General features: G+C 65.2%; 10 protein-coding genes. All 10 read left to right on the forward strand.

Annotated features, from left to right (window positions below):
- Position 1 precedes the first annotated feature (1 nt).
- A complete protein-coding gene (locus ACOQPD_RS14750) occupies positions 2 to 913 on the forward strand; it encodes an ABC transporter permease (protein WP_420612719.1) in 912 nt (303 codons plus the stop codon).
- A 133-nt stretch (positions 914 to 1,046) separates the two neighbouring features.
- Complete coding sequence (locus ACOQPD_RS14755; protein ID WP_420612720.1) at positions 1,047 to 3,473, forward strand: xanthine dehydrogenase family protein molybdopterin-binding subunit; 2,427 nt, start codon at positions 1,047 to 1,049, stop codon at positions 3,471 to 3,473.
- Complete coding sequence (locus ACOQPD_RS14760) at positions 3,470 to 4,345, forward strand: FAD binding domain-containing protein (RefSeq protein ID WP_420612721.1); 876 nt, start codon at positions 3,470 to 3,472, stop codon at positions 4,343 to 4,345. The genes ACOQPD_RS14755 and ACOQPD_RS14760 overlap by 4 nt, the downstream gene beginning before the upstream one ends.
- A 2-nt stretch (positions 4,346 to 4,347) precedes the next feature.
- A complete protein-coding gene (locus ACOQPD_RS14765) occupies positions 4,348 to 4,833 on the forward strand; it encodes a (2Fe-2S)-binding protein (RefSeq protein WP_420612722.1) in 486 nt (161 codons plus the stop codon).
- A gap of 27 nt (positions 4,834 to 4,860) precedes the next feature.
- Complete coding sequence (locus ACOQPD_RS14770; protein WP_420612723.1) at positions 4,861 to 5,913, forward strand: Rieske 2Fe-2S domain-containing protein; 1,053 nt, start codon at positions 4,861 to 4,863, stop codon at positions 5,911 to 5,913.
- Positions 5,914 to 6,652: 739 nt separating this feature from the next.
- Complete coding sequence (locus tag ACOQPD_RS14775) at positions 6,653 to 8,398, forward strand: ABC transporter substrate-binding protein (protein ID WP_420612724.1); 1,746 nt, start codon at positions 6,653 to 6,655, stop codon at positions 8,396 to 8,398.
- A 133-nt stretch (positions 8,399 to 8,531) separates the two neighbouring features.
- Positions 8,532 to 9,632: an ABC transporter permease gene (locus ACOQPD_RS14780; RefSeq protein ID WP_420612725.1), complete on the forward strand. Its 1,101-nt coding sequence runs from the start codon at positions 8,532 to 8,534 to the stop codon at positions 9,630 to 9,632.
- 76 nt (positions 9,633 to 9,708) lie between these two features.
- Positions 9,709 to 10,572 (forward strand): ABC transporter permease, encoded by an 864-nt coding sequence (locus tag ACOQPD_RS14785; protein ID WP_420612726.1) that lies wholly within the window; start codon positions 9,709 to 9,711, stop codon positions 10,570 to 10,572.
- Between the two features lie 45 nt (positions 10,573 to 10,617).
- Positions 10,618 to 11,601, forward strand: a complete 984-nt coding sequence (locus ACOQPD_RS14790; RefSeq protein WP_420612727.1) for an ABC transporter ATP-binding protein — start codon at positions 10,618 to 10,620, stop codon at positions 11,599 to 11,601.
- Complete coding sequence (locus ACOQPD_RS14795) at positions 11,598 to 12,623, forward strand: oligopeptide/dipeptide ABC transporter ATP-binding protein (protein ID WP_420612728.1); 1,026 nt, start codon at positions 11,598 to 11,600, stop codon at positions 12,621 to 12,623. Before ACOQPD_RS14790 ends, ACOQPD_RS14795 begins: the two co-directional genes overlap by 4 nt.
- The last annotated feature ends 14 nt before the right edge of the window (positions 12,624 to 12,637 follow it).

The following is a 12,637-nucleotide window of genomic DNA, read 5'->3' on the forward strand; positions in this document are numbered from 1 at the left end:
TATGGAAGATCTCTTCACCAGCGCCGTAATCGTCGGGATATTCTGGGCCACGCTGCGGATCGCCACCCCCCTCCTCCTCGCCGCGCTGGGCGAGCTGGTCTGCGAGAGCAGCGGCATCTTGAACCTCAGTCTCGAAGGCACCATGACGATGGGCGCCTTTGCCGGATTCTACGTCGCCAACGAGACGGGCAGCATCCTGGCCGGACTGGTGGCTGCCGGCCTCGGTGGTGCCTTCCTGTCGCTGATCATGGCGCTGATGACCGTGACCGCCAAGGTGAATCAGGTGGTTGCCGGATTGGCTCTCAACATCCTGGGTCTCGGCCTGGCCTTCTTCTGGTACCGGTCCATATACGAGGCCGAGGGGAGTATCGATATTCCCACAGTCGAGACGATGGAGGCTCCCTGGGAGGTGTTCCCGATTCCCTGGCTGACCATCCTCGCCCTCGTGATGGTCCCGGTCGTCTGGGTGTTTCTATACCGGACCAAGTACGGGCTGGAGTTGAGAAGCGTCGGGCACAATCCCGAGGCGTGCGACATGCGCGGGGTGGGCATCATCTCGCGCCAGTACGTGGCAGTGGTGTTCGGCGGGGTGATGGCCGGCCTGGCCGGTTCCTTCCTCTCCCTCGGATCTACCGGCCTGTTCTTCCCCGACATCATCTCCGGGCGGGGTTGGATCGCGCTGGCGATCGTGATCTTCGGAAACTGGAGGGCCACCTGGGTGCTGGTCGGTTCGCTGCTGTTCGGATTCCTGGAGGCGACCCAGCTCGCTCTCCAGGCGAGCGATGTCGACCTTCCGTACCAGCTCCTGCTGGCGTTGCCCTTCGTCCTCACCATCGTGGCCCTGGTCTTCAACCGCAGCCGCTCCAACGTCCCCCTGTCGCTTACGATCCCGTACCACCGGGGCGAGCGCTAGCCGAGCGGCCTGCCCAGCGGGCTCGTCAAGGGCCGCTTCTGACATACGGGTTGTCGGCGGGCGTGTTAGATTGCATCAATAATTCTGCGTAGCAGGGTCCTGTTCGAGGTTGATTCAGGAGGTTCTGGCAGGCATGACGGTAGACAGTCCCATGCGTATCAACCCGATGATCAGCCATCGGGCCGCACACATCGGGAGGGCGGTGCCCCGCCGCGAGGACCGATCCCCCCTTACCGGCCGCCGCCGGTACCTAGCCGATCTCCGTCTGCCCGGCATGCTCGAGGTCGCCTTCGTACGGAGCCCGGAGGCACACGCCCGCATCGTCAGCATCGACACCGGACCGGCCCTCGCCCTTCCCGGCGTGCATGCGGTGTTCACCGGCGCCGATCTTGATGATGTGGCGCCCTTCCCCCACAAGATCCTCTACATCCAGCCGGTCGGCCAGACCGCGCTTGCGGTGGACCGGGTCCGTTACGTTGGCTCGCCCTACGCGGCGGTGGTGGCGACCGACCGGTACGTGGCGGAGGACGCCGCCAGCCTCGTGGCCGCCCACACGGAGTTCGAGTCACTTCCCTCGGTGGCCGACCTGGATCAGGCCCTGGCGCCCGATGCTCCCAAGCTCTATGACGATTGGCCCGACAACTACCTGGTCAACTTCCCGGCCGAGAAGGAGGAGGTGACCCGAGCCTTCGAGGAGGCCGACCACACCTACTCCGACACCTTCATCAGCCCGCGCCAGACTGGACTGCCGCTCGAATGCCGGGGCGTGCTGGCAGATGTGGTGGACGGGGAGGTGACCTTGTGGTCGTCCACCCAGAGTCCCCACATCGTCCGTACCACCATCGCCGAGATGACGGGTATCCCCGAGCCCCGGATCCGGGTGATCACCCCGGCCATGGGAGGCGGCTTCGGCACCAAGACCCATATCTATCCCGAGGATGTGGTCATGCCTTGGATCTCCCGCCGGATCGGCCGGCCGGTGCGCTGGATCGAGGACCGCTTCGAGAACCTGGTGTCGGCCGTCCACGCCCGGGATCAGCGCCACGACGTCGATGTGGCCTACGACGATGACGGAACCATCCGTGCCATCCGATGCAAGGCCTATTGCGACGTGGGAACCGGGGAGATCTTCATGCCGGGAACCGCCCCGGTCTTCGTCACGGGAGGCTGCCTCACGGGCGCCTACGACTTCCCGAACATGGAGGTGCACCACTTCTGCGTGGTGACCAACAAGACCCCGAGCGGCGCCTATCGCGGGTTCGGCGTTCCTGAGGGCCTCCTGGTGATGGAGGGCATCATCGACCAGGTGGCCCGACGCACCGGTGTCGATCGGGTCGAGATCCGCCGTCGCATGGTCCTCCGGGAGGACCAGATGCCCTACGTGATGCACGGGGGCGGACGGATCGACTCGGGCTCCCACGCCAAGAGCTTCGAGCGGGTCGTGGAGCTTATCTCCCGGTCGCTGGAGCGGATCCGCGCGAAATACGCCGACGATCCCGATGTCCGGGTCGGAGTGGGATACACCAACTACGTGGAGCCCACCACGCCCACCTACCACCTCACCACCGGCCACTGGGCGGGCTACGACTCGGCGACCCTGCGGGTGGACCCGGACGGCGCGGCGCGGGTGGGTCTGGGCACCACCGACCTGGGACAGGGCACCGAGACCACCGCAGCGCAGTTGGTGGCCGATTCCCTGGGGCTGGACCCGGACGACGTGACGGTGGTCATGGGCGACACCGACCGCGCCCCCTACGGGTTGGGTGCCTGGGGAAGCCGCTCCGCGATCGTGATGAGCGGTTCCATCCTCATGGCAGCCGACCGGGTGATGGTCAAGGCCCGGGAGATCGCCGCCCACATGCTCGAGGCGGCGGCGGAGGACGTGGTGCTGACCGATGGAGAATTCCACGTCGCGGGGAGCGAGGCGCCGTCGGTGAGCTGGTCGCAGGTGGCGACGGCCGCCTGGGTTCGTACCGTGGATCTCCCCAAGGGAATGGAGCCCGGCCTGGAGATGTCCGGCTACTTCGAGCCTCCGGATCTCGAGCACCTGCCCGACGCCAGCGGCAAGGTGAACGCGGCGGCCAGTTGGTCGAACGGCGCACACGCGGGGGTGGTGAGCGTCCGGATCAGTACCGGCGAGCTCAAGATCGAGGACTACGTGATCGTCCATGACTGCGGCACGATGATCAATCCGATGATTATCGACGGCCAGGTCCAGGGAGGCGTGGCACAAGGGGTGGCCGGCGCCATGTACGAGGAATTCCAGTACGACCCGGAAACGGCTTTGCCCCGCTTCGCCTCCTTCATGGAGTACCTGTATCCCACCTGTTCGGAAGTGCCGGAGATGACCATCGAGCACTTCGAGACGCCTGCGCCCGAGCAGCCGCTCGGTGTGAAGGGATGCGGGGAAGGTGGGACCATCGGCCCGGGAGCGGTGGTGGCCGGCGCGGTCTCGGACGCCTTGGTCGATCTCGGTGTGGAGATAAAGGCAACCCCGGTCACACCCTCGGCCATCCGCCAAGCCATCAGGGAAGCATGCGGTCCGGGGGGTGGCGCATGAAGCCCGCCGCATTCGACTACTACCGCCCCACCACCGTCGAGGATGCCTTGGCCGCCCTCGGTACCTCGGAAACGGCCAAGGTCCTGGCGGGCGGGCAGAGCCTCATTCCCTCCATGAACTTCCGCCTCGCCCAACCGGACCTACTGGTGGACATCGGCGGTGTGGAGGGTTTGGACCGGCTGGAGGTCGGACCCGAGGGTGTCATGATCGGCGCCTCGGTCACCCAGAGCCGGGTGATGGCCTCCGATGAGGTGGCGGCCGCGGTTCCCGGGCTCCGCCGGGCCTTGCGCCATGTCGCCCATCTACAGATCAGGAACCGGGGAACGGTCTGCGGAAGCCTTGCCCATGCCGACCCGGCCGCTGAGTTGCCGGCGATGGCGATCGCCTGCGGGGCGACCATGTTGATCCGGGGACCGGCGGGGGAGAGGACCGTGGATGCGGGCGACTTCTTCCTGGGTCCGTTCTGGACGGACCTGGCCCACGGAGAGATCGTCACCGGGGTTCACTTCCCGAGCGAGTCGGCGGGCACCGTGACGCTCCTGGACGAGCTGGCCTGGCGCGCGGGCGATTTCGCCATCACCGGGCTGGCGGCGGCTCTGGCCACCCGGGACGGGACGGTGACCGGCGCCCGGATGGTCAGCTTCGGGGTGAGCGGGGTAGCCAGCCGCATGACCGGCGCGGAGCAAGCGGTTCTCGGTTTCGCTGCGGGGGATGACGGCTCGGACCTCTGCGAAGCGGCCTACGAGGATGCCGCCGACGCGGTGGATGACATTCACGCCACGGCGGAGTACCGGCGGGAGGCGCTGGGCGCACTGGCGGTAAGGAGCGTCCGGGCGGCACTGGCAGGCAACGGCAACGGGACGGGGGTGTGATGATGGATACCAATCCGGGATCGCGGGTAGTCGATGTCGCTGTCACGATCAACGGTGTCCAGGTGACGGAGCGGGTCCCGGCCCGGCTGCTCCTCTCCGACTTCATCCGTGACGTGGTCGGCCTCACCGGTACCCACGTCGGATGCGAGCACGGCTACTGCGGGGCCTGCACGGTGATAGTCGACGGGGACGCCATCCGCTCCTGCTCGACCCTGGCCGTCCAGGCCGACGGGACCACCATCAGAACCGTCGAGGACCTCGCAGACGGTGAGCAGCTCACACCGATGCAGCAAGCCTTCCACGAGAACCACGCCATGCAGTGCGGCTTCTGTACCACCGGGTTCCTGATGACCCTCGAGAGCGTCGACCCTGCCGACTACCGGGACAAGGAACAGGTGGTCGAGCTGCTGTCCGGCAACCTCTGCCGCTGCACCGGATACCAGAACATCGTCACCGCGGTGTGCTCGGTATGGGGCGTGGACACGTAGCCGCTTGATCGATACGGAGGATCATCGATGACCGCCCGGCACGCCACCAGCGACTATCTGGACGTAGCAGCCGAGAACCGGCTCTACGAGGAGATGCGGGACAACTTCTGGTTCCCGGTCGCCTACTCCGATGAGCTGAAGGACGAACCTCAGGCCTTCACCCTCTTCGAGGAGCAGCTGGTGGTGGTCCGGCTCGACGGCGCCCCCCGGGTGTTCGAGGACCTGTGCCGTCATCGGGGAGCGGCGCTCTCCCTCGGGAAGGTCATCGACGGTTGCGAGTTGCGTTGCGGCTACCACGGCTGGACCTACGATGCCGAGGGCCGGGTCACCCGGGTTCCGGCCCGTGAGGAGCTTTCGCCCGCCTTCCGCAACGTCCGGGTGCCGTCGTTCCCGACGGTCGAGGTATCGGGTTTGGTCTACACCACGCTCGGCGATCCCAAGTTCCCGCCGCCGGCCATTCCCGAGATCGATGACCCGAGCTACCGGTTCCTGCATCTCGATATCTACGAGTGGAACTGCTCCCTGCCCCGGCGACTGGAGAACTACTTCGACTTCTCCCATTTCGCCTGGGTTCACGACGGGATCCTGGGTGATAGCAGCCAACCCCGGATCGAGGACTACGACGTGGAGAAGGTTGGGGGAGAGCTCCGGTTCCTCGCCGGCCCCTTCGTCGAGTTCACCGACAACGTCAAGAACAACCCCGAGTCGGGCGCTGCGGAGACCTACGATGCCTGGAAGCGCTACCGGGTGTTCCTGCCCAACGCCATGAAGTTGAACAGCAGCGCCGGGCCGGTGGAGGACTACGTGCTCTGGGTGGCGGCGGCGCCGGTCCACCGGAAGCGCACTCGCGCCTTCACCTACGTGGGCCGCAACTATCCGGGCGAGGACGAGGACTTCCGGGCCTTCGCCCAGATGGTGACCGACCAGGATCAGCCCATCGTCGAGTCCCAACGCCCCGAGGAGCTTCCGGCCGACCTCGCCGCCGAGATGCATGTCAGGGGCGCCGACCTCGGCACCCTGGAGTACCGGCGATGGCTCCTCGACATCGCCAACGGCGTTATCGAACCGGCCCCGGTCTGACAGCCGGGGTTCATCACTCCCGTGACCTCAAGGGTGAGCACCTGACCGCGCACCCTCAAAGCCGTGCCATGTTCTCGCTCCTCCGGACTTGGCGGTGCGCCTGAGCATTGCCGGCTCAGTGTGTAGAAGTGGCGTTCCGATCGGGTGAGGACTGAGCCCGATCCGGCCGGGGTCGCTCGTGGCAAGACCCGGCGGTCTTTGAGTGGTGACCTGTTGACACGTCGCGAACCCCCTGTGTATGGTTCAAAAAAGCGCTCGGAGATCGACGTGCGTCACAATGTAGTTGCGACCGACACCGGTGGAACCTTCGCCGATCCGTCCTCACAACCTCGGAGCACGCCCATCACAGGTTCGCAAGTCCCCTTGGCCTTCACGGGCCGTGTCGGCAGGTTGCTCCCGCTCCGAGCGGGTGGGAACAAAGCTACCGGTAGCCGGGATCTTCCTTTACCTCACCATGCTCGGGTTTGACATCCCTGTCGAAAGGAGGTGTTGCCCCGGGCTGGCGGCTCCCCCTTCTCCGATCATGGCACGTCTGCCCCAAGCGAGCATACGAGGTCGAAGTCCCCTGTCCGCACCACATGGCCGCCGGGGTCCTGATCGGGCCCGGTAGCTGTGGCGGTCCGGGTACGTCCTACCGCCTGGCAATCCAGAGAGAGGGCACCGCGCCGAGAGTGTAGGTATGAGCTGCAGAACACTACGAACTGTCAGATGGAGATCTGACCACGGGAGGAGAGTAGCCATGGAGAGACAGAGAAGAACAAGGTTGGTGGTCGGTCTGGCGGTGGTACTCGGCCTTCTGTTCAGTGCATGCGGTGCTGAGACCGATACCGACGACGCTCCAGCGACGACGAGCGCTGCACCGGCAACAACGAGCGCCGCGCCCGAGACAACGGCGGCTGCGCCGGAGACAACCAGCGCGGCGGAGCCGACACCGACCACCGAGGCGGCGATGGAGGAAGAAGTCCATACGCTGCGGATCGCGGTCTCGGGCGACCTACCGTCGATCGATCCCATCTTCGGGCAGAACACGCTCACGAACATGACGTTGAAGAACATCTACGCTCAGTTCCTCTTCTACGAGCCGCCTGAGGGTGAGGTGGGCGCGTTCGCCAAGGCCAACATCTCCAAGCGGATCGGACGCGCGGTGGAGCGGATCGAGTATTCGGACGGCGGTCGAACGGTGACCATGCATATCCGGCAAGGGGTCACCTTCCCGACAACCGGTAACCCGATGACGGCGGACGATTTCCTGTGGTTCTACGAGCGAGCGTTCTGTGCCAAGGCGAGCACCATGTTCAACTCGAACTCGTACGGGGTGATGTCAACCGATCAGGTGGAGAAGATCGACGACTACACCATCCGCGTCACGCTCGAGAATCCTTCGCCGATCATCGAGAACCAGATACGGGCGCAGGTGGCGGTGATACTCGACTCGGAGGCGATCAAGCCACACATCACCGAGGACGACCCGTGCGGGAACGAATGGATCGCTCAGAACTACGCCGGCAACGGTGTCTACCGCCTCGTCGAGTGGGATCGCGGGCAACGGATCGTGTTCGAGGCCAACCCCGCCTGGGCATGGCCCGAGCCCTACTTCGACCGGGTCGAACTCCTGGTCATTCCTGATGCCAGCAACCGGATCCTGCTGCTCGAGACCGGCGAGGTCGACATGGCGATGGACCTCGACGAACGCCAGCTGGCCCGTCTCGATGAGTCGGGCACCGCCAACGTTCTCAAGATCCCGGGCCGGAGGACCCTGCGGCTCCTGTTGAACACCGAGATGCCACCGTTCGACATCCGCGAGGTGAGGCAGGCTCTCAACTACGCGGTTCCGTACGAGACAGTCCTCAACGACATCCTGCAAGGCACAGGCGTGCATATCTCGGGCCCGGTTTCGCCGAACTCGACCTACTACCAGGACTTCGGCTTCGAGGATCTGCAGAAGTACACGTACGATCTCGACACGGCGAGGGCGTTGCTTGCGGAAGCGGGCTTCGCCGACGGATTCGAGTTCACCCTGATGATCCCGCAGGGCAACACCTTGGTGGACGAGATCGCCACGTTCCTGCGGTCCGAGTACCAGAAGATCGGTGTCACTATGAACATCGAGCGGGCGACCGGAGCCGTGCTGGCCGAGGCCATGGGTCAAGCGACCGGGGAGGCCTATTTGCGTGGATGGTTCACCGACTTCGTGGATGAGCCGTTCTTCCACTTCAATCTCTGGTGGAGGACCAACTCGGTGATCAACTGGACGCAGTACACCGACCCGCGCATAGATGAGCTCGTGGCGGCCCTCAAGGTTGAGACCGATAAGGACGCCCAGCGGGATCTCGCCCGGGAGGCAATGGAGATCATCATCAACGATGCTCCCGAGGTGTGGATCGCGGGTGGCGCAACACAGGTCGCCTTGGCGCACGGCCTCCTGGGCTACGTGCACGAGCCGGACGAGTTGCCGATATGGGGCAGCCTCTACAGGGAGGAATAAGGGCCGTCCTGCCGGCGTCGAAGCTCTGAAGAACTCGGAGGGTGCTGGGGAACCTTGACAACCAGGCATTCCCCGGCACCCTCCCGGCCATCGACCGAGCCTGAGCAGGTAACCGACGACAGGAGGTCAGCGCGTGGCCACCTCGGCAGAGGCTGAACTCGACAGGGACGGTTCAAGCGGCCCTGTTTCGGCCGCGGGTGAGTCGGCATCCACCACCCGCACCGACGTGTTCATATACCTCGCCAGGAAGCTCGGCGCGCTCCTCCTCGTGTCGCTGCTCGTCGCGACGCTCACCTTCGTGGTGAGCAGGGCTACCGCTGACCCTTCCTTCCTGATGGTGGGTCAGGACGCGACCGACGAGATCATCGCCGCCCGTCGCGCCGAGATGGGTCTCGATCAACCCATGTATCGCCAATGGGCCTCGTACATGGCAGACCTGTCGAGAGGCGATCTCGGCATTTCGAGACGGACCTTTGCTCCGGTCGGTGGAGAGATATGGCAGCGGCTGCCGGCGACTGTCGAGTTAGCAGGCGCGGCGTTGCTGCTGTCTCTGGTGGTGGCGATCCCGGGTGGTGTCCGGGCCGGTTTGAGACCCGACGGCTGGGCAGATCGAATCGTCGGTTCGGTTGCGCAGCTCGGTGCGGCCATCCCCAATTTCTGGCTGGGCCTGATGCTCATCTACTTCGGTTTCTACTGGCTCGGATGGTTTCCCGCACCAACCGGGCGCGGGCTATTCGCGGTCGAAGCCGAAGCGGTCACCGGCATCGTCACCGTCGATGCGCTGCTCGCTCGTGACTGGACGGCCGCACGCGAGTCGATCCGGTATCTTCTGTTGCCTGCCGTCACGCTGGCGTCGGGTGTGATGCCGCCTATCCTCAACGTGACGCGTAACGCCACGGTGAGCGTTGTGAACTCGCCCTACTACGAGGCTGCGTTGTCTTTCGGGGTTTCGAGGCGAACCGTGAAGTGGAGGCTCCTTCTCCCGAATATCGCCGCTCCGGTCATCAACATCCTGGCCATCACCATCGGCTTCCTGATGGGAGGCGCCGTGCTCGTCGAGGTCGTGTTCTCGTGGCCCGGAATTGGTTCGTACGCGGTTGCCGCCATGGATAGCTCCGATTACAACCCGGTGCTCGGTGTGGTGCTCCTCGCATCGGTCACCTACGTTGTCGTGTACCAGATCGCCGATCTCGTCACCTTTGCTATGGACCCGCGCCTGCGGATATCGCGGTGATGGGCACCACGGCCGCCGCCACGCGTGTTCCGGTTAAGAGCTCTGGCGGGTGGTCTTTATTCATTGGGCGACGCCGATGACGGTTGATGTTCGGGACGCCCATCCGCTTCGCGCCCGGCTCGCCCGAGCCGCGGTCTGGATAACCAGGCTGCCGCGGATACCCACCATCATGCTGGCCATCACCTTCGTGGCGATCCTGATCGGCCCCATGATCGTGCCGCACGATCCTCTTCAGCCCAATCCCGCTAATGTCCTCGAGGCCCCCTCAAGTAGCCACTGGTTCGGAACCAACGGCTTCGGGATGGATGTCTTCTCCCGCGTGATCGCGGCAGCCCGAACCGATGTGGGCGTCGCTGTCACGGGGGTTACCTTCGGGGCGGTGGTGGGCTCCATTCTGGGTGCCACTGTCGCCTACACCGGCGGGTGGATCGACGCGATCGTCCAGAAGGCCATCGAAGTACTCCAGTCGTTCCCGCTCTTCCTGTTCGCCCTGGCCCTGTTCGCCGCACTCGGTGACAACACCTTCAATCTCGTAGTGGTCATATCGTCCATCAGCCTTCCCTGGTATGTCCGCGTCGTGCGAAGTGTCATCGCCCCGCTTCGGGAGGCGGAGTGGGTGAAGGCGCTCCAGAACGCCGGTGCGAGCGGCCCACGCATCGTTGTCCTGGAACTGCTCCCCAACGCCACGAGCCAGGTGCTTGGCCTCTTCGCCCTCAGCACCGCCCTGGCCATCCAGGTCATCGCTGCTCTGGCGTTCATCGGGCTCGGTGTGCAACCACCCTTCCCCGAGTGGGGGTCCATGATCAACACCGGCGCACCGTTCCTACTCCAGGGTGCGTGGTGGGTCTCCACCTTCCCGGGTGTCGCCGTGGTGCTGGTCGTGATCAGCCTCCATAGTCTCTCGCGGTTCTTCGATGCAGAGACTCGCGGGATCGGATAAGGAAGGCGCCATGCCAGTGCGATGCAGCCGGGTCGGAGCCTGAAGATGGGAGAGGTGGTCTCGCTCTCCGGGGCCCGGATCCGGATAGATCGGAAGGGCCTACCGCCCCTCTATCCCGTTCAGAACGTGGATCTGTCCGTCGGCGCAGGGGATCGCACGGCTCTCGTCGGCGAGTCCGGTTGCGGAAAGAGCCTCACTGCCCGGCTGCTCACTGGGCTGCTCCCTCGCAACGCGGTGCTGGACAAAGGCTCGGCCACGCTGCTCGGCCGGTTCGACCTCCGGAGCGACTTCCCGGACGAGGTCCGCGGCCGACGGGTGGCCATGATCTTCCAGGATCCGGCTTCCGTTCTGGACCCGATGGCGGGAGTCGGAACGCAGATCGGAAGAGCGCTCGCGGCAGCGGGCGTCGGCAAGCCCGACCGGGGTCGCGCCGCGGTTGACTTGCTTGGCTCATTGCACATCCCGGCGCCGGACGAGGTCGCTCGAAAGTACCCCCACCAACTGAGCGGTGGGATGTGCCAGCGTGTCGCCATCGCGATGGCGCTGGCACCGAAGCCGGATCTGCTCATAGCCGACGAGCCGACCACCTCGCTGGACGTCACCACCGAGGTTCAGGTTCTCGATCTCCTCGAGGAGTACCTGGACAGTTCCGGCGCCAGCCTGATCCTCATCTCCCACGATCTCAACGTCGTGGAGCGCCTGGCCGGCACCGTGACCGTCATGTATGCCGGCCAATCGGTCGAGTACGGACGGATCTCCGACATTCTCAGCGATCCCGCCCACCCGTACTCTCGCGATCTCGTGCGTAGCAGCGTGCTCAACCGGGGTGACCCGGCGTATTCGATCGCAGGCACGCTGCCCTCGATCGAGGAGGTCACGCCAACCTGTCCCTACCGGGCGAGGTGTAGCGAGGCTCGATCGCCCTGCTCGGATACCGTTCTCGGCCAGTCGCCTTCGGCCGGCGGTTTCGTACGGTGCCTGTTCCCCGTGAAGGCGATCCACGGGGACGGTGGCGGGGAACCGGAATGACCTATCGCAACTCTCCGACCGGACCTCAGAACGAGGGAATCGGCACCGGAGCGGGCGCCGCATCCGGACCCATCCTCCTCAAGGTCAGGAACCTGTCGAAGACCTACACCACGAAGCGACTTATCGGGTCGGGCAAGGGGTATCAGGCACTATCGAACGTCTCCCTCGACCTCAGAGCCGGGGAGATACTCGGTGTGGTGGGCGAGAGCGGATGCGGTAAGTCCACGCTTGGCAAGGTCATCGCGGGTGTGGAGACAACTGCCACAGGAAGCGCCGAAGTGGGTGGCCAACCGTTGGATCTCGCGCAGGGCACACGAACACGTGACCAGCGACGCCAGGTGCAGTTCGTGTATCAAAGCCCACGAGGCTCCTTCAACCCGGCGCGGCGTGTCCGCGCGGCCCTGCGCTACAACGCAAGGCTCGCTCGGGAGGTCACGGGAGAGGAGGTGGATGGATCTCTGGAGCGGGCGGTCACATCGGTCGGTCTCGGCACGCAGCACCTGGACCGGTACCCACACGAACTGAGCGGTGGCCAGCTCCAGCGGCTCTCGATCGGGCGCGCGCTGATCACCCGACCGGACATCGTGTTTCTCGATGAGCCCACCTCGTCGCTAGACGTGTCGGTCCGTGGGGAGATACTCAACCTGCTCACAGGTCTTCGCGGGTCGATGGGTCTTTCGATGATCCTGGTCAGCCACGATCTCGATGTCATCTCCTACGTCGCCGACCGGATCCTGGTGATCTACCTCGGCCAGATCGTCGAGGAGGGGACCGCCACCGACATCGTGGCCCGGCCCGCCCATCCGTACACACGGGCGCTGCTAACGGCCAGCAGCCTGCCGGACCCTGCAGAGCCGCTCGAGCTGGCGGTGGACACCCGGGATGCATCCGTTCTACCGACCGGTTGCCGTCTCGCTCCGCGCTGCCCGCTCGCCGAAGCGCGGTGCTCGGAACCCCAGCATCTGGTTGCATCCGATGGAAGATCGGTGCGGTGCTGGAAGGCCGAGTCGGTGCTCTCTTAGGGCCGTGGAGGGAA

This window comes from Candidatus Spongiisocius sp. (assembly GCF_965221825.1).
Lineage (GTDB): Bacteria > Actinomycetota > Acidimicrobiia > Spongiisociales > Spongiisociaceae > Spongiisocius.